Source organism: Pseudomonas sp. B10, assembly GCF_900156235.1.
Taxonomy (GTDB): domain Bacteria; phylum Pseudomonadota; class Gammaproteobacteria; order Pseudomonadales; family Pseudomonadaceae; genus Aquipseudomonas; species Aquipseudomonas siliginis.
The window spans coordinates 4,762,589-4,782,886 of sequence record NZ_LT707063.1; the positions used below are offsets into that span (position 1 = coordinate 4,762,589).

At 60.5% G+C, this 20,298-nt stretch carries 17 protein-coding genes; 11 read left to right on the forward strand and 6 right to left on the reverse strand.

Translation table 11 applies throughout. From position 1 onward, the window contains the following. Positions 1-29: 29 nt before the first annotated feature. The gene (locus BXA01_RS21530; protein ID WP_016771500.1) at positions 30-374 is read right to left on the reverse strand and encodes a hypothetical protein; all 345 of its coding nucleotides are present in this window, start codon (positions 372-374) and stop codon (positions 30-32) included. A gap of 213 nt (positions 375-587) precedes the next feature. Between BXA01_RS21530 and ppc the strand changes: the two genes are divergently transcribed. The 7 genes from ppc (at position 588) to BXA01_RS21565 (ending at position 7,960) form a co-directional block, all read left to right on the forward strand. Further along, positions 588-3,218: a phosphoenolpyruvate carboxylase gene (gene ppc, locus BXA01_RS21535; RefSeq protein ID WP_076566074.1), complete on the forward strand. Its 2,631-nt coding sequence runs from the start codon at positions 588-590 to the stop codon at positions 3,216-3,218. 300 nt (positions 3,219-3,518) lie between these two features. Then, positions 3,519-4,169 (forward strand): adenylate kinase, encoded by a 651-nt coding sequence (gene adk / locus BXA01_RS21540; protein WP_076566076.1) that lies wholly within the window; start codon positions 3,519-3,521, stop codon positions 4,167-4,169. 93 nt (positions 4,170-4,262) lie between these two features. Beyond that, positions 4,263-4,937 carry a tRNA (adenosine(37)-N6)-threonylcarbamoyltransferase complex dimerization subunit type 1 TsaB gene (gene tsaB / locus BXA01_RS21545; protein WP_076566078.1) on the forward strand — a complete coding sequence of 225 codons (675 nt, stop codon included), beginning with the start codon at positions 4,263-4,265 and terminating at the stop codon, positions 4,935-4,937. 292 nt (positions 4,938-5,229) lie between these two features. Beyond that, a complete protein-coding gene (locus tag BXA01_RS21550) occupies positions 5,230-5,538 on the forward strand; it encodes a hypothetical protein (RefSeq protein ID WP_024011752.1) in 309 nt (102 codons plus the stop codon). Next, complete coding sequence (locus BXA01_RS21555) at positions 5,538-6,398, forward strand: DUF72 domain-containing protein (RefSeq protein WP_076566080.1); 861 nt, start codon at positions 5,538-5,540, stop codon at positions 6,396-6,398. Before BXA01_RS21550 ends, BXA01_RS21555 begins: the two co-directional genes overlap by 1 nt. A 30-nt stretch (positions 6,399-6,428) precedes the next feature. Next, the gene (locus BXA01_RS21560; protein ID WP_076566081.1) at positions 6,429-7,265 is read left to right on the forward strand and encodes an isocitrate lyase/PEP mutase family protein; all 837 of its coding nucleotides are present in this window, start codon (positions 6,429-6,431) and stop codon (positions 7,263-7,265) included. Positions 7,266-7,267: 2 nt separating this feature from the next. After that, positions 7,268-7,960, forward strand: a complete 693-nt coding sequence (locus tag BXA01_RS21565) for an extensin-like domain-containing protein (RefSeq protein ID WP_071174524.1) — start codon at positions 7,268-7,270, stop codon at positions 7,958-7,960. 3 nt (positions 7,961-7,963) lie between these two features. Here the strand turns inward: BXA01_RS21565 and BXA01_RS21570 are convergent, their stop codons facing one another. After that, the gene (locus tag BXA01_RS21570) at positions 7,964-8,584 is read right to left on the reverse strand and encodes an energy transducer TonB (RefSeq protein ID WP_076566083.1); all 621 of its coding nucleotides are present in this window, start codon (positions 8,582-8,584) and stop codon (positions 7,964-7,966) included. Positions 8,585-8,676: 92 nt separating this feature from the next. Between BXA01_RS21570 and BXA01_RS21575 the strand changes: the two genes are divergently transcribed. After that, positions 8,677-9,459 (forward strand): class I SAM-dependent methyltransferase, encoded by a 783-nt coding sequence (locus BXA01_RS21575; RefSeq protein ID WP_076567793.1) that lies wholly within the window; start codon positions 8,677-8,679, stop codon positions 9,457-9,459. A gap of 70 nt (positions 9,460-9,529) precedes the next feature. Here the strand turns inward: BXA01_RS21575 and BXA01_RS21580 are convergent, their stop codons facing one another. Beyond that, positions 9,530-10,183 (reverse strand): TetR/AcrR family transcriptional regulator, encoded by a 654-nt coding sequence (locus tag BXA01_RS21580; RefSeq protein WP_076566085.1) that lies wholly within the window; start codon positions 10,181-10,183, stop codon positions 9,530-9,532. Between the two features lie 94 nt (positions 10,184-10,277). On the opposite strand from BXA01_RS21580, the gene BXA01_RS21585 reads away from it, so the two are divergent. The 3 genes from BXA01_RS21585 (at position 10,278) to BXA01_RS21595 (ending at position 16,414) form a co-directional block, all read left to right on the forward strand. After that, positions 10,278-11,378, forward strand: a complete 1,101-nt coding sequence (locus tag BXA01_RS21585; protein ID WP_076566087.1) for an efflux RND transporter periplasmic adaptor subunit — start codon at positions 10,278-10,280, stop codon at positions 11,376-11,378. Positions 11,379-11,384: 6 nt separating this feature from the next. Then, positions 11,385-14,453: an efflux RND transporter permease subunit gene (locus BXA01_RS21590; protein ID WP_076566089.1), complete on the forward strand. Its 3,069-nt coding sequence runs from the start codon at positions 11,385-11,387 to the stop codon at positions 14,451-14,453. Between the two features lie 569 nt (positions 14,454-15,022). Beyond that, on the forward strand, positions 15,023-16,414 hold the full coding sequence (locus BXA01_RS21595) for a Fic family protein (protein WP_076566091.1): 1,392 nt from the start codon (positions 15,023-15,025) through the stop codon (positions 16,412-16,414). Here BXA01_RS21595 and BXA01_RS21600 read toward each other — a convergent pair. From BXA01_RS21600 to plsB, 3 genes are all read right to left on the reverse strand, one after another. Beyond that, on the reverse strand, positions 16,411-17,100 hold the full coding sequence (locus BXA01_RS21600) for a DUF4197 domain-containing protein (RefSeq protein ID WP_024011760.1): 690 nt from the start codon (positions 17,098-17,100) through the stop codon (positions 16,411-16,413). The genes BXA01_RS21595 and BXA01_RS21600 overlap by 4 nt on opposite strands. Positions 17,101-17,127: 27 nt before the next feature. After that, entirely contained in the window at positions 17,128-17,526 is a 399-nt protein-coding gene (locus tag BXA01_RS21605) for a YbaY family lipoprotein (protein ID WP_076566093.1), read from the reverse strand. Between the two features lie 119 nt (positions 17,527-17,645). After that, on the reverse strand, positions 17,646-20,147 hold the full coding sequence (gene plsB, locus BXA01_RS21610; protein WP_076566095.1) for a glycerol-3-phosphate 1-O-acyltransferase PlsB: 2,502 nt from the start codon (positions 20,145-20,147) through the stop codon (positions 17,646-17,648). Between the last annotated feature and the right edge of the window lie 151 nt (positions 20,148-20,298).

Genomic DNA, 20,298 nt, shown 5'->3' on the forward strand with positions numbered 1-20,298 from the left:
CGCTCCCACATTTTTCTCGGTGTCATGAATCAGTGCTTCTGTTTGTTCTCAGCCGAGGACAGATCATGCAAATGCCGTCGCGACAACGCCAGAAAACGCGGCGTCGGGCCGACATCCTCATACAACGGATCACCTTCCTCATCGGTCGCCACCACCGTCGAACCCTTCACATACGGCAGGCTCGCTTCGAACTCCTCAAGCGCGGCGCCGATCAGTTCACCGAGCAGTTCCTCGGGGTGACGCTTGGGGTACATTTCGGCAATCGCCGCCAGCCTTGCGGCTGCTTCGACGTCCAGATGAATCGTGTAGCCGGTGTCGGTCAGGCGACCTTTGGCGTTTTCTTCCCAATGCTGGGCGAGTTCACGAATTTTCATGATGACCTCATTTAGCGCCTGCTGATGGCAGGCCTGGGTGAGTGTCCGGCAGCGCCGGCGGCGGGCCGTCGTACGGCTTACTGTTGAGACTAGCTTTCGCCGGCAAGGTTTAAAGTCAATTCGTCGCCTGCTTGTAAGAAGCGGCGCAGAGCGGCACTCTCTGGCAAAGCATTCGTTTCTGCGCTGTCCCCGATTACCGCTGGAGAACTGCTGATGACCGATATTGATGCACGCTTGCGCGAAGATGTTCACCTGCTCGGAGAGCTGTTGGGCAACACCATTCGAGACCAGTACGGCGAGGCGTTCCTCGACAAGATCGAGCAGATTCGCAAAGGCGCCAAGGCCGACCGGCGCGGCTCGATGGACGCTGAACTCAGCGCCAGCCTCAATCAATTGAGTGAAGACGAATTGCTTCCGGTCGCGCGGGCCTTCAACCAGTTTCTCAACCTGGCCAACATCGCCGAGCAATATCAGCTGATCCATCGCCGCGAGGAGTCGCAACCGGCGCCGTTCGAGTCGCGGGTGTTGCCGGAACTGCTCGCGCGCCTGCGCAGCGAAGGCCACAGCGCCGAGTCCCTGGCCCGGCAACTGGCGCGGCTGGAAATCGAACTGGTGCTGACCGCGCACCCGACCGAAGTGGCGCGACGCACGTTGATTCAGAAGTACGATGCAATCGCCGCGCAACTGGCCGCTCAGGATCATCGCGACCTGACCAGCGCCGAGCGCGAGCAGATCCAGAGCAAACTGCAGCGGCTGATCGCCGAAGCCTGGCACACCGAAGAAATCCGTCGCACCCGACCAACCCCGGTCGATGAAGCCAAGTGGGGCTTCGCGGTGATCGAGCATTCGTTGTGGCAGGCGATCCCCAACCATATGCGCAAAGCCGATCAGGCGCTGTTCGCCGCGACGGGTCTGCGCTTGCCGCTGGAAGCCGCACCGATCCGCTTCGCCTCATGGATGGGCGGCGACCGTGACGGCAACCCCAATGTCACCGCCGCCGTCACTCGCGAAGTGTTGTTGCTGGCGCGCTGGATGGCCGCTGATTTGTATCTGCGTGATGTCGATCATCTGGCTGCCGAACTGTCGATGCAGCAGGCCAGCGATGCGCTGAAGGCCAAGGCCGGCGACAGCGCCGAACCCTATCGCGCAGTGCTCAAACAATTGCGCGAACGTCTGCGTGCGACGCGCAATTGGGCGCACGCTGCATTGACCGCGCCGACCCCGGCCACCGCCGATGTGCTGCACGACAATCGCGATCTGCTTGAGCCTTTGCAGTTGTGTTTCAACTCGCTGCACGAGTGCGGCATGGGCGTTATCGCCGACGGGCCGTTGCTCGATTGCCTGCGTCGGGCGGTGACGTTCGGCCTGTTTCTGGTGCGCCTCGATGTGCGTCAGGATTCAACGCGGCACAGCTCGGCAATGACGGAAATCACCGATTACCTCGGCCTCGGCCGCTATGAGGATTGGGATGAAGAACAGCGCATCAACTTCCTCACCGAAGAATTGAGCAACCGTCGTCCGTTGCTGCCCGCGCATTTCAAACCGTCGGCGGACACCGCCGAAGTGCTCAACACCTGCAAGGAAATCGCCGCCGCACCCGCTGCGTCGCTGGGCTCCTACGTGATCTCCATGGCCGGCGCGGCTTCCGATGTGCTCGCGGTGCAACTACTGCTCAAGGAATCCGGCGTACTGCGGCCGATGCGCGTGGTGCCGCTGTTCGAAACCCTCGCCGACCTCGACAACGCCGGGCCGGTGATGGAACGTCTGCTGCTATTGCCGGGCTATCGCGCGCGTTTGCACGGCCCGCAGGAAGTGATGATCGGCTATTCCGACTCGGCCAAGGATGCCGGCACCACCGCTGCGGCGTGGGCGCAATATCGGGCGCAGGAACGACTGGTGGAAGTCTGCCGTGAGCAGCAAGTCGAACTGCTGCTGTTCCACGGTCGCGGCGGCACCGTGGGGCGTGGTGGCGGTCCGGCGCACGCGGCGATTCTGTCGCAACCACCGGGTTCGGTGGCGGGACGTTTCCGCACCACCGAGCAGGGCGAAATGATTCGTTTCAAATTCGGCCTGCCGGACATCGCCGAGCAAAACCTCAATCTGTATCTGGCCGCCGTGCTCGAGGCGACCTTGCTGCCACCGCCGCCGCCGACGCCTGAATGGCGCCATCTGATGGACGAATTGGCGGCGGACGGTGTCAGCGCTTACCGCCAGGTGGTGCGGGAAAATCCGCAATTCGTTGAGTACTTCCGTCAGTCGACCCCGGAGCAGGAATTGGGACGTTTGCCTCTGGGCAGTCGCCCGGCCAAACGCCGTGCGGGCGGTATCGAAAGCCTGCGGGCGATCCCGTGGATCTTCGGCTGGACCCAAACCCGATTGATGCTGCCGGCCTGGCTGGGTTGGGAGACTGCGCTGAGCAAAGCGCTGGAGCGCGGCGAAGGTGAGTTGCTGGGGCAGATGCGCGAACAGTGGCCGTTCTTCCGCACCCGTATCGATATGCTGGAAATGGTTCTGGCCAAGGCTGATGCGGATATTGCGCAGTCCTACGACGGGCGTCTGGTTGAAGCTGATCTGCTGCCGTTGGGCGCGCAGTTACGCGACCTATTGTCGCAGGCATGCTCCGTGGTACTGGGCCTGACCGGGCAGTCGCAGCTGCTGGCGCACAGCCCGGACACCCTCGAATTCATCCGCTTGCGCAACACCTACCTCGACCCGCTGCATCTATTGCAGGCGGAACTGTTGGCGCGTTCGCGGCAGCAGGATGTCGAGCAGGGCAGCCCGGTAGAACAGGCGCTGCTGGTGTCTGTGGCGGGGATTGCCGCCGGATTGCGCAATACCGGCTAAGGTTGCTGAGCACCTCAGGCGGCATTCGCGACAAGGGTCGGATGCCGCTTCTCCTGCCGTAGGAAAGTGCCGCGAAGCGACAGTTATTGATGGGGTTGCGACTTGGGTTACCGCGTCGCAAGGTCACGGCGGGCGTCGGTTTCTCCGACTTTTGGCGTCTTGTGTGGGCGAAGCCTGCTGTGTATCTTGATCAGCCTTTGGCCGTTTGTGCGGCCACGACCCGTATTTTCAGGATCCGCCGGTTACGAGCGAATCCTTTGTTTTGTAAAGCTTTTATATAAAAAATTGAGGAGCACATCGATGCGCGTCATTCTGCTGGGAGCTCCCGGGGCCGGTAAAGGTACTCAGGCAAAGTTCATCACCGAGAAATTCGGCATTCCGCAAATCTCCACCGGCGACATGCTGCGTGCTGCGGTCAAGGCTGGCACTCCACTGGGCGTGCAAGCCAAGAGCATCATGGATGCCGGCGGCCTGGTGTCGGATGACCTGATCATCGCGCTGGTCAAGGACCGCATCGCTCAACCTGATTGCGCCAACGGTTTCCTGTTCGACGGCTTCCCGCGCACCATTCCGCAGGCTGAAGCGCTGGTCACTGCCGGTGTCGAGTTGGATGCCGTGGTCGAGATCGCTGTAGAAGACGAAGAAATCGTGCAGCGTATTGCCGGTCGCCGTGTCCACGAAGCCAGTGGCCGCGTTTACCACATCATCTACAATCCGCCGAAACTGGCTGGCAAGGACGACATCACCGGCGAAGAGCTGGTGCAGCGCAAGGACGATACTGAAGAAACCGTGCGTCATCGCCTGTCGGTCTACCATTCGCAGACTAAACCGCTGGTGGAGTTCTACCAGAACCTTTCCGCCAAGAACGGCGGCAAGCCAAAGTACAGCCACATCGAAGGCGTTGGTTCGGTTGATGCAATCACCACCAAGGTGCTGGCCGCGCTGAGCTGAAAAGTCTGATCGGCTGCATCATCCACGGCCCGCTTGCGGGCCGTTGTTGTTTATACTGACGCACTTTTTCCCACCCCTGTTTTGGAAACATCGATGAGCACCTTGCTGGCCCTGGACACCGCGACTGAAGCTTGCTCCGTTGCCTTGCTGCATGACGGCAAGGTCACGAGCCATTACGAGGTGATCCCGCGCCTGCATGCGCAGAAGCTGCTGCCGATGATTCAGCAATTGCTCGCCGATGCCGGCACCACGCTGCAAGCGGTCGACGCGATTGCCTTCGGCCGTGGCCCGGGCGCGTTTACCGGTGTGCGCATTGCCATCGGTGTGGTGCAGGGTTTGGCCTTTGCTCTGGATCGTCCGGTGTTGCCGGTATCCAACCTTGCGGTGCTGGCCCAGCGTGCCTTTCGTGAACATGGCGTAAGCCAGGTGGCAGCCGCCATCGATGCGCGGATGGATGAAGTGTATTGGGGCTGCTACCGCGAGACGGCGGGGGAGATGCGTCTGGTGGGCGCCGAAGCCGTGTTACCACCGGAAGTCGCCGCGTTGCCCGCTGATGCCAGTGGCGATTGGTTCGGTGCCGGTACCGGTTGGGGCTACGACGAGCGCATCGCGGTCAATCTGAGCGGCTCTGACGCCGGCATGCTGCCCCACGCCGAAGACCTGCTGGCCCTGGCGCGTTTCGCCTGGGAGCGAGGTGAAGCCATCGCGGCAGATGACGCCCAGCCGGTTTACCTGCGCGATAAAGTCGCCACCCCGAAAGCCCGCTGATACCTCCGGGCTGATTTTGTGGCGAGGGGATTTATCCCCGTTCGGCTGCGCAGCAGTCGCAGGTCCTGAAAATGCGGCGGCACTGAGAAAATGCAGGGGAGTGCTGCGCACTCCAACGGGGATAAATCCCCTCGCCACAGGCGCATGCGCCATTCTGCAAATCCTGCCAATCGTCAGTTTCCAGCTCCGGTTTTAAACCTTTTGCGCTTTATGTGTTCTAGTTATCACTCGGCGGTTTGCTAAGTCGGTCAAGTGCCGCTAAATTGCCATCATCGATACCGAGCATGACATTATGCGTATAGACGGCGTTTCCACTCAGTCCTACCCCATCAAGCGCAAGCCACGTAAAGGCAATGCGGCGCTGGATGAGTCCGTCGACATCATCGACGGTGAGCTGGAATTCCCGAGCGAAGAGCAGTTGGCCGCCCGTGCTGCCCAAGCCACCGCGCAACGCCTGAGCAACCTGCCTGCCCGTCAACAAGACATGATTTACCACCGCGCGATGAAGAAGAGCGTAGCCATGGCTCTGGCCAGCTACCTGAGCACCGCCGGTTTTGTCGATTGGGACGCAGACGTGCTGGGCCTCGATCTGTATATCTGATGGATCTGCATTACTACCTCGGTTGCCCGTCCTGGAGCGAAAATGCCTGGCGCGAGTATCTGTATCCGGTAGACGCAAAAACCTCCGACTTTCTCGCTCTCTACTGCCAGGTGTTCAACGCCGTCGAAGGCAACACCACCTTCTACGCCAGCCCGTCGCCAGCCACTGTGCAACGCTGGGCCGAGATCATGCCGGCGCACTTTCGCTTCACTGCCAAATTCCCCGGCGACATCAGCCACAGCGGCGACTTGCGCGAGCAACTGACCGCTGCCGAAACCTTCCTGCAATTACTCAAGCCGTTAGGCGAACGTGTTTCGCCACTATGGCTGCAACTGTCGAAAAGCTTCACGCCGCAGCGTCTGCCGGAGCTCGCGGCGTTTATCGATGCACTGGATTGCCCGCTTGCGGTCGAGGTGCGCAATGAACAGTTCTTCGCCAAGGGCGAGAGCGAGCGTCTGCTCAATCGTCTGTTGCTGGATCGCGGTGTCGAGCGCATCTGTCTCGACCCGCGCGCGCTGTTCAGCTGCTTGTCGACCGAGTCCTCGGTGATCCACGCGCAGTCGAAAAAGCCGCGAGTACCCACCCGTCCGGCGGCGTTCACGCAGTTTCCGCAGGTGCGTTTCATCGGCCATCCCGAGCTTGAGGCCAACGATGCGTTTCTCGTGCCGTGGGTGGCGAAGATTGCTGAATGGATCGAAGAGGGGCGCACGCCCTACGTCTTTCTGCATACGGCCGATAACCTGTTGGCAGCGAAACTGGCGCAACGTTTTCATGCACAACTGATGCAACGTTTGCCTGGCTTGCCCGCGCTGCCTGAGCTATACAGAGAACCCGCCGCCGAGCAGCTTGGCTTGCTCTGAGGCGGGTTTTTTCTGCCCGGGAGCCCGTCGATGAACGTCCAAGTCAGTCAACAGCAACTCCTCAAAGCCCAAGCCTTCAAGGCCCTGCATGATCGCCAGGGGATCTTCGTCATCCCCAATCCGTGGGATGCCGGCTCGGCGAAGATGCTCGCCAGTCTTGGCTATCAGGCCTTGGCCACCACCAGCGCCGGTTACGCGTTTTCCCAAGGCAAGCCTGATGGCGCGTTGAGTCTCGACGAGACCTTGGCCAATGTCCGCGCGATTGTCGCGGCGACGGATCTGCCGGTGGCGGTGGATCTGGAAAACGGCTTTGCCGATGATCCGGTCGAGGCTGCGCAGAGTCTTCTGCGCGCCGCAGAGGCGGGTGCCGTGGGCGGGTCGATCGAAGATGCCACGGGCCGTGCGGACGCGCCGATCTATTGCTTCGAACACGCGGTTGCACGGATTGAAGCCGCTGTCGCGGCGGTGCGCACCCTGCCGTTTCCCTTCATTCTTACGGCTCGCGCGGAAAATTACCTGCACGGTAATCCCGATCTCGACGACACCATTCGCCGTTTGCAGGCATTTGCCGAAGCGGGTGCCGACGTGCTCTATGCGCCGGGTTTGCGCAGCGCCGAAGAAGTGCTGGCAGTGGTGCAAGCGGTGGCGCCGAAACCGGTCAATGTGTTGATGTCTGGCGGTTTGAAACTGACCGTGCAACAGCTCGAGGAACTAGGCGTCCGGCGGATCAGCACCGGCTCGGCACTGGCGCTGGCGGCGTTCGGCGAGTTCTTCCGAGCGGCTGAAGAAATCCAGCAATTTGGCACCTTTGGCTTCACGTCACAGTCGATGCCGTATGCCAAGGCCAATCAACTCTTCAAGGACTGAGCATGGGACGTTGGCTGTTCTGGGGGGTGTTGCTCGCGATCGCTGGTGGCGCGGTGAGTGTCTGGCGTGGCTGGCTGGACGTGCCGCCGCAGTGGAACCCGTGGGCGCCATTGGACATAAAAGCCGCGCCCAACTGGCTGACCGGTTACAAACTCATGCGCCTGCGCAGTGATTCCGAGCTTTGCGCACAGGCATTGAGCAGCTCGGATCTGCGCGTCAGTCCCCAGGCCGACAGCCCGGGCGCCAAGTGTCCGCTGATCGGTGCTCTGCGGGTGCAGGGCGGTGAAGTGGCGCTGAGCAGCAGTTTCATCGCCAGTTGCCCGCTGGCGGTGGCCTACGCAATGTTTGAACACCACACCCTGCAACCGGCGGCGCAATCGGTTTACGGCCAGAAAATCGCGCGGGTCGATCACCTCGGCAGCTTTGCCTGTCGCAATGTCTACAACCGTGAGAGCGGCGCTCTCAGCCGACATGCGAGTGCCGACGCGCTGGACATTGCCGGTTTCCGCCTGGCTGACGGGCGCACGATCAGCGTGCTCAAGGATTGGCCCAAGCAGAATCAGGACGCAGAGTTTCTGCGCCAGCTGCGTGACGGCGCCTGTGAGTCATTCAGTGTGGTGTTGAGTCCGGACTACAACGCCGCTCATCGCAATCACTTTCATGTCGATGTCGGGCGCTGGAGCGTGTGTCGCTGAGAATCAGGCGGCGAGGCGCAGGTTCTGCAGAACGATCGGGCGAGCCCAGCCATTATCGAAGTCCAGAGCTTTCTGTTGCTCGACGATCTCTTCCGGCGGGAACGGCGGGTAAGGCTTCTGCAGCAAGTCCAGGTCGAACTCGGCAATCGGCAGGTACAGCGGACGTTTCTGCGGAGCAGGGCCTGGCTCCGGCACTGGCTGGCCATTGTTGATCACAATCGGGCGTACCCAGCTGCTGTCGAAATCCTGTTGCTCTTGCTGAGCCTTGAGTTCTTCTGGCGGGAACGGTGGGAACGGCTTGTCCAGCAGCTCCATTTCGAACTCGGCGATCGGCAGGAACAGCGGCTCTGGCGGACGAACTTCGGTTTCCACCACATCGCACTCGCGCTGGCTGACGATATGCGCGTGCAGCTCGCTGCCAACGGTTGGTTCTTCCGGGCTGTTCAGGTCTACCGGTGGAAACGTGCCACAGGCAGGCACCACTTCACTCGTCTGTTCGGCCAGAGCCTGGGCAAAGAAATCCTGCCACAGGTGACTGACGCCGCTCAGTGCTTGAGTGTTATGACGGCTGAAGTCGCCATGGGGCGAAACGTAGCCAATCGATGTGGGAAGAATGCCTGACATTTTTTTCGGTTGACGCTCAGCTCTGGCAAAATGCGCGTTGAATGGTTTATCGGCGGTTTTTGTCGATCCTTAACTTTTTTGAGCGTTTTTTCATGATCGAGTCACCCGCGGCCTGCCGCATCCATGTCCAGGCCCTCGCCCCAGCGTTTCAAACGCAAGCCGCACACTGGGCCGAACGTCTCGGCCTGCCGCTCGGCGAGGCCGACTGTGAGTTCGCCTTGCAGGTCGGCGAGCAGGGTTTGCAGTTGCAGCAGCTTGGCCCGGATGCGCCTGGACCGGTGCGGGTCGACTTCGTCGAAGGCGGCGCGGCGCATCGTCGTTTGTATGGCGGCGGCAGCGGGCAGATGATTGCCAAGGCTGTCGGCATCGCCCAAGGCGTGCGCCCGCGCGTCCTCGATGCCACGGCGGGCTTGGGCAAGGATGCGTTTGTATTGGCAAGTCTTGGTTGTGAAATGAGCCTGATCGAGCGTCAGCCGCTGATCGGCGCGCTGCTTGAGGACGGTCTGGCCCGGGCGGCAGAAGATTTCGACGTGGCGCCGATCGTGGCGCGGATGAAATTGCTCAAGGGCAATTCCATCGAGGTCATGCGCGATTGGGAAGGGGAGCCGCCGCAGGTGATCTATCTAGACCCGATGTTCCCGCATCGTGAGAAAACCGCGCTGGTGAAAAAAGAGATGCGCCTGTTCCGCCCGCTGGTGGGCGATGACCCGGATGCCCCGGCCTTGCTCGAAGCCGCACTGGCACTGGCTACGCATCGGGTGGTAGTCAAACGCCCGCGCAAGGCGCCGTGCATCGAAGGGCCGAAACCGAGCCATGCGCTGGATGGCAAATCGAGCCGGTATGACATTTATCCGAAGAAAGCACTGAAGCCTTAGAAGCAGCTGCAAGCTGCAAGCTGCAAGCCAGAGCCAAGTCACTGCTTTTGCTTTTTCTTGCAGCTTGTAGCTAGAAGCTCGCAGCTGCTCCTCCCCCATAGGCCCTCATAAACAACCCCACCACCTCCCGCACATGCCGCTCCGCTGCCTCTCCGGTCAGCGGCTCGCCGCAGCCGTACAACAAACGAAAATTTCCCGCCCCTTTGATCAGGCAGAAGAAATGCTCGGCGGCGTTGCGTGGCTGGTCGATGCTCAGCGCGCCGGTTGCATGGATTTTCGCCAGCAGACCTTCCATGCCGTTGACCACGCGCTCTGGGCCGGCCTCGAAGAAGATCAGCGACAGCTTCGGGTCCTGACTGCCCAGCGCCATGATCAGGCGGTGCAGGTTCACTGATTCATCGCTGTTGATCAGTTGGTGAAAGCCCCGGGCAATGTTCAGCAATACATTTTCCACCGCGATGCCGTCCGGTAATTCGAAGAACAGCGGCGGCAATTGTTCCTCGCATTTCGCGACGACGGCGGCGGAGAACAGCGTCTCCTTGTCGTTGAAATGGCTGTAGACCGTCAACTTCGACACGCCCGCCTCGCTGGCAACCGCGTCCATGCTGGTGTTGGCGTAGCCATGGCATAGAAACAGGGTTTTCGCCGCATCGAGGATCGCCTGGCGTTTGGCCAGATCCTTGGGGCGGCCCGGGCCGTTTGGAGCTGAAAGATTGTTCGACATTCTTCGCTTTTAATACTGGACTGGTGAGTTTGCTATTAATACCATACCCGCCAGTATAAATATTCCAAGCCTCATTCGCGAAAGGTCCGTCACCATGTTCCGCCATGCGTTGTCCTTTGCCGTGCCAGTCAGTCTGGCGTTCCTGTTATCGGCGTGCGGTCAGGAAGAGGTGACCAAGGTCACCGTGCGACCGGCCATGGTGGTACAGCCCGAGCCTTCTGCGCAGGCGATGGAAAGTTATCCGGGCGAGGTGCGTGCCCGTTATGAGCCTGATCTGGCGTTCCGCATTGGCGGCAAAGTCAGCCGACGACTGGTCGACGAAGGCCTGCGCGTCAAGGCCGATCAGCCACTGGCCGAACTCGATCCGCAGGATGTGCGCCTGCAACTGGAAGCCACCCGCGCGCAGGTTGCCGCCGCCGAGGCCAATCTGAACCTGGTCCGCGCCGAACGGGATCGCTATAAAACCCTGATGGATCGGCAGATGGTCAGCCGCTCGGCCTACGACAACGCCGAAAATCTATATCGCTCCGGCGAAGCCCGCCTTAAACAAATCAAAGCCGAATTCAACGTTTCGACCAACCAGGCCAGTTACGCGGTGCTGCGTGCGCCGCAGGATGGTGTGGTGGCCAAGCGTTCGGTGGAAGTCGGTCAGGTGGTCGCTGCCGGGCAAACCGTGTTCACACTCGCCACCGATGGTGAGCGCGAAGTGTTGATCAGCCTGCCGGAGCAAAGCTTCGGCCGCTTCAAGGTCGGTCAGCCGGTTACCGTGGAATTGTGGGCGCAGCAGAATCAGCGGTTTGCCGGGCAGATCCGCGAGTTGTCACCGTCCGCCGATCCGCGCTCGCGCACTTTTGCCGCGCGTATCTCGTTCACCAGCGGCAAAGTGCCGGCTGAACTGGGGCAGAGCGCCCGGGTGTTTGTGCAAGCGGCTGACAGTGTCTCGCTGTCGATACCGCTTTCCGCGCTGACCGCTGAAAACGGCGCGACCTACGTTTGGGTGGTCAACGGCAACAACACGTTGAAGAAAACTTCGGTACGGGTCGGTCCGTTCGGCGAGAAAAGCGTGGCGGTGCTCGAGGGCCTGAATGCCAGCGACTGGGTGGTGGCTGCCGGCGTTCACGTATTGCTCGACGGCCAGCAGGTGCGACCAGTGGATCGCTCCAATCGTGTGGTCAATCTGGCGAACAAGGAGTAAGCCCCGATGCGCTTCAACCTCTCCGAATGGGCGTTGCGTAATCGCCAGATCGTACTGTTCCTGATGCTTTTGCTCGCCGTTGTCGGCGCGTTGTCCTACACCAAACTCGGCCAGAGTGAAGACCCGCCGTTCACCTTTAAGGCGATGGTCATTCAGACCCGCTGGCCCGGTGCGACCGCGCAGGAAGTCTCGCGCCAGGTTACTGAACGGATCGAAAAGAAACTGATGGAAACCGGCGAGTACGAACGCATCATGTCGTTCTCCCGCCCCGGTGAATCCCAGGTCACCTTCATCGCCCGCGACTCGATGCACTCCAAGCAAATCCCCGATCTCTGGTATCAGTTGCGCAAGAAGGTCGGCGATATCCGCCAGACTTTGCCGCCGGGAATTCAGGGGCCGTTCTTCAACGATGAGTTCGGCACCACCTTCGGCAATATCTACGCGCTGACCGGCGACGGTTTCGACTACGCCGTGCTCAAGGATTACGCCGACCGCATCCAGATTCAGCTGCAGCGGGTCAAGGACGTCGGCAAGGTCGAACTGCTCGGCCTGCAGGACGAGAAAATCTGGGTCGAGCTGTCCAACGTCAAGCTCGCCACCCTCGGCTTGCCGCTGGCGGCGGTGCAGCAGGCGCTGGAGGAACAGAATGCGGTGTCCACGGCGGGGTTCTTCGAAACCGGCAGCGAGCGCTTGCAGCTGCGCGTCTCGGGGAATTTTCAGACAGTCGATGAGATAAAGAACTTTCCGATCCGCGTCGCCGATCGTACGTTCCGTATCTCCGATATCGCCGATGTGCGTCGCGGTTTCAGCGACCCACCGGCGCCGCGCATGCGTTTCATGGGCGACGATGCGATCGGTCTGGCCGTGGCGATGAAGGACGGCGGCGACATTCTGGTGCTGGGCAAGGCGCTGGAGGGCGAGTTTTCGCGGATCCAGAAAAACCTCCCGGCCGGCATGCAGTTGCGCAAGGTGTCCGATCAGCCGGCAGCGGTAAAAACCGGCGTCGGCGAGTTCGTCCAGGTGTTGGTCGAGGCGTTGGCGATCGTCTTGCTGGTGAGCTTCTTTTCCCTCGGTGTACGCACCGGCATGGTCGTCGCGCTGACCATTCCGCTGGTGCTGGCGATGACCTTCGCTTGCATGTATTACCTCGGCATCGGTCTGCACAAGATTTCCCTCGGTGCGCTGGTGCTGGCGCTGGGTCTGCTGGTGGACGACGCGATCATCGCCGTGGAAATGATGGCGATCAAAATGGAGCAGGGCTTCGATCGCATTCGCGCGGCGAGTTATGCCTGGACCAGCACCGCATTCCCGATGCTTACCGGCACGCTGATCACCGCCGCCGGCTTCCTGCCGATTGCCACTGCGCAGTCCGGCACCGGTGAATACACCCGCTCGATTTTCCAGGTGGTGACCATTGCCTTGCTCGCCTCATGGGTCGCGGCGGTGATGTTCGTGCCGTATCTGGGGGAAAAACTCCTGCCTGATCTGGCGAAAATTCACGCGGCAAAACACGGCACTGGCGATGGTCAACCGGATCCGTATGCCACGCCGTTTTATCAGCGCGTGCGGCGTCTGGTGGAGTGGTGCGTGGCCCATCGCAAGACGGTGATCGTGCTGACTGTGGGCCTGTTTATTGCCTCGGTGATGTTGTTCCGCTTTGTGCCGCAGCAGTTCTTCCCGGCTTCGAACCGGCTGGAGTTGATGGTCGACCTGAAACTGGCCGAAGGCGTTTCGCTGGCCAACACCACCAGTGAAGTCAAACGCCTCGAAGCAATGCTCAAGGAGCACGCTGGCATCGACAATTACGTGGCCTACGTCGGCACCGGTTCGCCACGCTTCTACCTGCCGCTGGATCAGCAACTGCCGGCGGCGAGTTTTGCCCAGTTCGTGGTGTTGGCAAAAACCATCGAAGAGCGTGAAGCGCTGCGCAGCTGGTTGATCGAAACCCTCAACGAACAGTTCCCGGCCCTGCGTTCGCGGGTCACTCGTTTGGAAAATGGCCCGCCGGTTGGCTATCCGGTGCAGTTCCGCGTCACGGGCGAGCACATCGAAGAAGTCCGTGCGTTGGCGCGCAAGGTGGCGGCAAAGGTTCGCGAGAATCCGCATGTGGTCAACGTGCATCTGGACTGGGAAGAGCCAAGCAAAGTTGTCTACCTGAACATCGATCAGGATCGCGCCCGCGCGCTGGGTGTAAGCACGGCCAATCTGGCGAAATTCCTGCAGAGTTCGCTGGTGGGTTCGACGGTCAGCCAGTACCGGGAAGACAACGAATTGATCGAGATTCTGCTGCGCGGCACCGTGCACGAGCGCACTGAATTGTCGTTATTGCCGAGCCTGGCGGTGCCGACGGATAACGGTCGCAGTGTGGCGTTGTCGCAGATTGCCACGCTGGAATACGGCTTCGAGGAAGGCATCATCTGGCACCGCAACCGCCTGCCGAACGTGACCGTACGCGCTGACATTTATGGCAAGGAGCAACCGGCGACGCTGGTCAAACAGATCATGCCGACGCTGGACCCGATTCGCGCTGAGTTGCCCGATGGTTATCTGCTGGATGTCGGCGGCACGGTGGAGGATTCCGAGCGCGGGCAGAAGTCGGTGAATGCCGGGGTGCCGATGTTCATTGTCGTGGTGCTGACCTTGCTGATGGTGCAGTTGCGCAGTTTCTCGCGTACGGCGATGGTGTTTCTGACGGCGCCGTTGGGCTTGATCGGGGTGACCCTGTTTCTGATGGTGTTCCGGCAGCCGTTCGGGTTTGTGGCGATGCTCGGGACCATCGCGTTGTCCGGGATGATCATGCGCAATTCGGTGATTCTGGTCGATCAGATCGAGCAGGATATCGCGTCCGGGCTTAAGCCTTGGCAGGCGATCATCGAGGCGACGGTGCGGCGCTTCCGGCCGATTGTGTTGACGGCGCTGGCGGCTGTGCTGGCGATGATTCCGCTGTCGCGCAGTGTGTTTTTCGGGCCGATGGCGGTGGCGATCATGGGTGGGTTGATTGTCGCGACTGCGCTGACGCTGTTGTTTTTGCCGGCGTTGTATGCGGCCTGGTTCAGGGTGCGTAAGGAGGCTTGAGGTTTTTGTGTCGTGGCGGCCTTCGGGCCGACCATGACTTGGGGGGTTTGGGTGTATATCCGTTGCTGTGGGTGTTGCTGATTACGGTTCCGCCCTTACGGCGGGTCACCTTTTTCAAACGCCAAAAAGGTAACCCAAAACGCTTGCTCCTGCGTTCGGCCCTCGCAGGCTCGGGTTCCTTCGCTGCGGGATCGATCCGGGCGCAGCGGCTCCGGTTTGCTTCGCTGCACCTACACTCGCTGTGTACGACTGCGTCGTACGGTCGCTGCGCTCCCACGCCCGGATCAATCCCTCCACTCAGCCTTCCGACGTCGCCGGTGGATCAAGATCAAAAGCGGTACTCGAGCTTGCGCTCATTGTTGAGTGGGGCGGCTTTGCCGCGGGCAGCTGCGCTGCTTTGCTTTTGTGGGAGCGAGCCTGCTCGCGAAGGCGGTCTGACAGCCAATTCATTTCGAATCGCCAATTCACGCTGCCTTCCTACAGCTTTTTCAGAGTCCTCCGATCTTGAGGCGCTTGCCGTCCAATGCTGTACTCCGGGTTCTGCTTTTCCGAGTCCTTGAGTCTGTCTGATGAAGAAACCACCGACATTAGCTGGCAGAACGGATCCTGTTTTCGACCTGTTGGCCCGCTCGCCCCACAAGCAACGACTTGCGGATTATCTGGCGCTGCTCAAGCCGCTCGATGATCAGGGGCGCTATCTGCCATTCGAGGCGTTGCGCTATCGCTGGGCGGCTGGGTTGGACGCGAATCTTTGTTGGGCGTTGGTGAAGAAGGCGCGGGCGGCCCAGTACATTCATTTGTTGCCGTTGGGCGAGCCGGTGCAGTGGGGCAAATACGTGCCAACGCCGTTGGCGCAGAAAACCTTGGCTGTGGTGGATCGTTACGCCAGTACGGCCGCGCTGGATTACATGACCAGTCAGATCGGCGAGCGGGCGCATTTCTCCTGTCTGCTCAATGACCTGATCGAAGACGAAGCCATCGCCAGTAGCCAGTTGGAGGGCGCGGCGACTACCACGCGCGTAGCCAAGGACATGCTCAAGCATCAGCGCCAGCCGCGGACGCCAGATGAGCGCATGGTCATGGGTAATTATCGAATGATGAATTTCGCTTGGGAAAAGCGTTATGAACCTCTGAGCATTGAGCTGATTGCAGAGATCCATCGAGTGGGTATGGAGGGGATCGATGACGAGCAGTATTCCCCAGGATTGTTCCGGACCAATGATGAGGTGGTTGTTCAGGATGGTTCAGGCAACACCGTGCACCGACCACCTCCTGCTGCAGGATTGGTCGCGCGGTTGGCGAGGCTGTCCGCCTGGATCAACCGGCCCGCTGCCTCGATTCTGGACAAAAATTATCTGCATCCACTGATCAAGGCCGTGACGCTGCATTTCGCCATGGGTTATGAACATCCATTTCGCGACGGTAACGGGCGGGTCGCGAGAGCCTTGTTTTACTGGTTCATGTTCAAACATGAGTTCGCGGCGTTTCGCTACATTGCGATCAGTCTGCTGCTGCGCAATGCACCGGTGAAATACGGACGCTCCTACCTGCACACCGAGGCGGATGAGCTGGATCTGACTTATTTCATCGAGTTTCAATGCGCGGTTGTTTTGCGAGCCGTGGTCGGTTTTACAACTGTGTACCGCAAGAGTCTGGCAGACACTCAGGACTTTCAGCGCTGGCTGACGAGCTCTGGCGTAATTGCTCAACTGACGGAACGGCAGCGCGCGGTGTATCAGGTGGCTAAAAGCGGGGAGGCGAAGGAGTTTACGGCGAGCAATGTCGCGGAAAATTTTTCCTGCTCGGGTAGCGAGGCGGCGTCGATTCTGGAAGGGCTGGATCAATTGCAGCTTTTTGAGAGAAGGAATATGGGGCGGGAGTGGGTGTTTTTTTTACGTAGTTCTTTACGTGGAGGCAAGCATGGGAGCGAATTGAATCGCCCCCATGTTGTAACGACTTAAAGCGTACCAAACACTTTCTTCGCCAGACTCGTCGCCGCAGCGGCCGGGTTCTGGCGGATGGTTTCTTCCTGTTTGCCGATCATCTCGAACAGGCCATTCAGTGCTTGCTCGGTGACGTAGTTCTCGACATTTGCGCTCTTCGCGTCCACCACGCCAAACGCAGCGGCCTGGCCCGCAAACGAGTTGTACTTCTGCGCGACGCCGACCTTGTCGGTGGCTTGTTTGACGATGGGCAGGAATTTCGCGCGAATCTGTTCGCGGCTGGATTTGTTCAGGTATTGGGTCGCCGAATCATTGCCGCCGCTGAGGATGCCTTTGGCGTCGGCCACGCTCATTTTCTTCACTGCATCGACGAGGATTGGCTGGGCCTGGGTCACGGCGGATTCGGCGGCTTTGTTCATCGCGGTTTCCAGTTCTTCGACCTGGGCGCCCATGCCGAAGGCTTTCATCTTGCTCGCGGCTTTGCCGAGTTTGCCCGGCAGTTCGATTTTCACTTCGGGGTTGTTGCTGAAGCCGCCCGGGGTGCCGAGCTGTTTCACGGCGATCTGGGCGCCTTGGGTCAGGGCGTCCTTGAGGCCGCCGGTGGCGTCTTGTTGCGACAGGTCGTTGAGCGACAAGGCCAAGGCGTTGGCGGAGATCAGCAGACCGGCGCAGGCGGCGGCGAAGCGAAGGGTAGGGCGGCGCATGGCGGCTTCCTTGTGGCGAAAAATGGATTAACGAACGGCGTCGACGCGGATTTTCAGCGGCTGCGGGTCGTTGCCGTCGAGTTGCACGGCGTGGTTTTCGGTGGTGATGAACATCAGCTCGCCGTTGACTTCAATGCGTGCGCTGATCGAATAACGATGGCCGGGTTTAACCTGCGCCGGATCGTAGCTCAAATGAAACGGCAGCGGCACCTGGCCTTTGATCGGGCCTTTCTGTTCGGCGAGGACGATGGCGGGTGCATCGGCCAGCGACACGTCTTGCAGGCTGACGCTCAAGGTCGCGCTCGGGGGCAGAGCGATGCGTTGCAGGTAGAAGACTTCGCCGTCGAGGCTGGCCTTGCCGGCGGGTGTGGTTGATTGGCAGGCGCTGAGCAGCGTGGCGGCGGCGAGGGTTAGCAGTTTTTTCATGGGTGAATCTCCTTTCAATGTGGGAGCGAGCCTGCTCGCGAAAGCGCTGGATCAGTCAAAATAAATGGCGACTGACACTCCGTCTTCGCGAGCAGGCTCGCTCCCACAGGGGTAAGGCTTCAAGCCTCAGGCTGTGGCGTGATCTGATCCGCCGCATCTTCACTGCGGTGCAGCGCGACCTGGCGGATCGACAGGCGAATCTCCGCCGGCAACACGCGTTTGGCCGCGCCTTCGGCCAGCTCGCCGAGCAGTTCGTGATAGCTGAGCTTGCCGGCTTCGTCGCGGCGCAGGACGTCGAGGTCGAGCAGGGTCTGGATGAAGTGGCGGAACAGGCTCTTGTCGAAGAATTCCGGCGCATTCAGGCCATGGAGGATCGACAGGCGCTGGGCCATCACTGTGCAGAGGTCTTCCAGCTCTTCGGCGCTGATGCTGTTCTGGCCGCTGTTGAGCAGCAAAGATACGGTCATGTAGAAGCGCTGCAGGGTCTGCGCGATGCTTTTCGACAGCAGTGTCAGTAGCACGAAATGCCGCGAACTCGGCGCCGGGCGCAGGTAAACGTCCTTCTCGAAACGCAGCAGGCCCTGCTCGACGAACGCTTCCAGCCACTGATCGATCACCGCGTCGAGTTCGTCCAGGCTCCAGCGGATGAACAGCTCCGATTGCAGGTACGGATACAGCGCGCGGGTGTAGCGCAGGATCTGCTCGCGGCTCATGCGCGAGGTGCTCTGGAAGAAACTCGCCAGCAACGACGGCAGAGCGAAAATGTGCAGGACGTTGTTGCGGTAGTAAGTCATCAGGACCGCGTTCTGCTCGTCCAGATACAGAATCTTGCCCAGCGCATCGTTCTGCTCGGCGAGCAGATCCATGTCTTTCACATGCTCGATCAGCGCCCGGCCGTCGCCTTCCGGCAAGGTGGTGTGCGGCGAATACGGGACTTTGCGCAGCAGCGCGAGATACAAGTCAAGCACCCGCGCCATGGCGCGATCATCCAGGGCCAGACGCGTGGTCGACAGCAGGGCCAGCGCTACCAGATTCACTGGATTGATCGCGGCCGCTTCGTTGAGGTGCCGGGCGACTTTCTCGCCGAGGCGGTTGGTGGTTTCGTTGAGCCACGCCGGTTTGAACTGCGGGCCGTGCTCCTGCCGGCGCCAGTCCGGTTGCTCGGCGTCGAGGAATTCCGCCAGTTTGATCGGCTCGCCGAAGTTGACCGCGACCTGACCGAAGCGCTGCTTGAGCGCGCCGATCACTTTGAAAATATCGAAGATCGATTCTTTCTTCTTGCTCGCGCCGCGCAGCTCACCGAGGTAGGTGCGGCCTTCGAGCACGCGCTCGTATCCGATGTACACCGGCACGAAGACGATCGGCATCCGCGACGAACGCAGGAAGCTGCGCAGGGTGATCGCGAGCATTCCGGTTTTCGGTTGCAGCATGCGCCCGGTGCGCGAGCGCCCGCCCTCGACGAAATACTCCACCGGGAAACCTTTGGTGAACAGCGTGTGCAGGTATTCGTTGAACACCGAGGTGTACAGCGGATTGCCCTTGAACGTGCGGCGCATGAAAAACGCGCCGCCACGGCGCAGCAGGCTGCCGATCACCGGCATGTTCAGGTTGATCCCGGCAGCAATGTGCGGCGGGGTCAGACCGTTGCGGAACAGCAGATAGGAAAGCAGCAGGTAGTCGATGTGGCTGCGGTGGCACGGCACGTAAATCACTTCGTGACCCTGCGCGACCTTCTGCACACCCTCGATGTGATTGACCTTGATGCCGTCGTAGATCTTGTTCCAGAACCAGCTCAGCACCACTTCGAGAAAACGGATCGCGGTGTAGGTGTAGTCCGAGGCGATCTCGTTGCCATAGCGCAGGGCCTGAGCCTTGGCTTTCTCCGGGGAGATTTTTTCGCGCTCGGCTTCGTCGAGGATCGCCTGTTTGACCAACGGCTGATTGAGCAGGCCTTTGACCAGATTGCGCCGGTGGGAAATGTCCGGGCCGATCACCGCGGCTTTCAAGTTGCGAAAGTGCACGCGCAGGATGCGCTGGGCCATGCGCACGGTGCGCTCATGACCCTTGTTGTGATCGATCAGTTCGCGCAGGTGGATCGGCGCGGAAAATTGCACGCGGGTTTTACGCCCGAGGACGATGATGCTCAGCAGCCGGCGCAGACGGCCGGTGACTGCCCAGCTGTCGGCGAACAACAGTTTCCACGGGCTGTTTTCGCTGTCTGGCGACTGGCCCCAGAACACGCTCACCGGAATGATCTGCGCGTCTTCGGCAGCGTTCTGCGTCAGCGCGCTGACCAGACGGGTGAGAGTCGGCGGCGCACCGCGTTTGTCCTGGCGGCCAAGCCAGTCCGGGTCCGGCGTCAAATAGAAAAACGCCGCTGGTTCGATGAGTGAACCCACCGACACCGCCAGCACCGGGCGTGGCAAACCGGCCTTGGTGCACTCTGTGTCAACCACCGCCAGATCGGTCAGCGAAGGGTTTTGCAGGACGTAGAACACCGGACGACTGCGGTCGAGGTTAAGAGTGAACGACGACTGATTGATGGTCTCGGAGCGAACCCAGAGATACAACAGGCGGCGCAGGGTGCCAAACACAAGACGGCGGAACGGGGAACGGGTCATACGGCTTCTGCGTGAGTGAATAAAACCGAGCAGGCGCTCGGGCGGTCGATAGTGTGACGGATTCGCTGAAAATCGGCAAAAAAGCGCCGAAGTAATCTCCTGTTGAGAGTTTCTTCACCTGTCATATACTCGGCGCTCTGTTGCCGGTGCC

What these genes read in the sequence shown, in the direction of transcription:
- BXA01_RS21530 (WP_016771500.1), bottom strand. Translation starts at nt 374, where the DNA reads ATGAAAATTCGTGAACTCGCCCAGCATTGGGAAGAAAACGCCAAAGGT.
- ppc (WP_076566074.1), top strand. Translation starts at nt 588, where the DNA reads ATGACCGATATTGATGCACGCTTGCGCGAAGATGTTCACCTGCTCGGA.
- adk (WP_076566076.1), top strand. Translation starts at nt 3,519, where the DNA reads ATGCGCGTCATTCTGCTGGGAGCTCCCGGGGCCGGTAAAGGTACTCAG.
- tsaB (WP_076566078.1), top strand. Translation starts at nt 4,263, where the DNA reads ATGAGCACCTTGCTGGCCCTGGACACCGCGACTGAAGCTTGCTCCGTT.
- BXA01_RS21550 (WP_024011752.1), top strand. Translation starts at nt 5,230, where the DNA reads ATGCGTATAGACGGCGTTTCCACTCAGTCCTACCCCATCAAGCGCAAG.
- BXA01_RS21555 (WP_076566080.1), top strand. Translation starts at nt 5,538, where the DNA reads ATGGATCTGCATTACTACCTCGGTTGCCCGTCCTGGAGCGAAAATGCC.
- BXA01_RS21560 (WP_076566081.1), top strand. Translation starts at nt 6,429, where the DNA reads ATGAACGTCCAAGTCAGTCAACAGCAACTCCTCAAAGCCCAAGCCTTC.
- BXA01_RS21565 (WP_071174524.1), top strand. Translation starts at nt 7,268, where the DNA reads ATGGGACGTTGGCTGTTCTGGGGGGTGTTGCTCGCGATCGCTGGTGGC.
- BXA01_RS21570 (WP_076566083.1), bottom strand. Translation starts at nt 8,584, where the DNA reads ATGTCAGGCATTCTTCCCACATCGATTGGCTACGTTTCGCCCCATGGC.
- BXA01_RS21575 (WP_076567793.1), top strand. Translation starts at nt 8,677, where the DNA reads ATGATCGAGTCACCCGCGGCCTGCCGCATCCATGTCCAGGCCCTCGCC.
- BXA01_RS21580 (WP_076566085.1), bottom strand. Translation starts at nt 10,183, where the DNA reads ATGTCGAACAATCTTTCAGCTCCAAACGGCCCGGGCCGCCCCAAGGAT.
- BXA01_RS21585 (WP_076566087.1), top strand. Translation starts at nt 10,278, where the DNA reads ATGTTCCGCCATGCGTTGTCCTTTGCCGTGCCAGTCAGTCTGGCGTTC.
- BXA01_RS21590 (WP_076566089.1), top strand. Translation starts at nt 11,385, where the DNA reads ATGCGCTTCAACCTCTCCGAATGGGCGTTGCGTAATCGCCAGATCGTA.
- BXA01_RS21595 (WP_076566091.1), top strand. Translation starts at nt 15,023, where the DNA reads ATGAAGAAACCACCGACATTAGCTGGCAGAACGGATCCTGTTTTCGAC.
- BXA01_RS21600 (WP_024011760.1), bottom strand. Translation starts at nt 17,100, where the DNA reads ATGCGCCGCCCTACCCTTCGCTTCGCCGCCGCCTGCGCCGGTCTGCTG.
- BXA01_RS21605 (WP_076566093.1), bottom strand. Translation starts at nt 17,526, where the DNA reads ATGAAAAAACTGCTAACCCTCGCCGCCGCCACGCTGCTCAGCGCCTGC.
- plsB (WP_076566095.1), bottom strand. Translation starts at nt 20,147, where the DNA reads ATGACCCGTTCCCCGTTCCGCCGTCTTGTGTTTGGCACCCTGCGCCGC.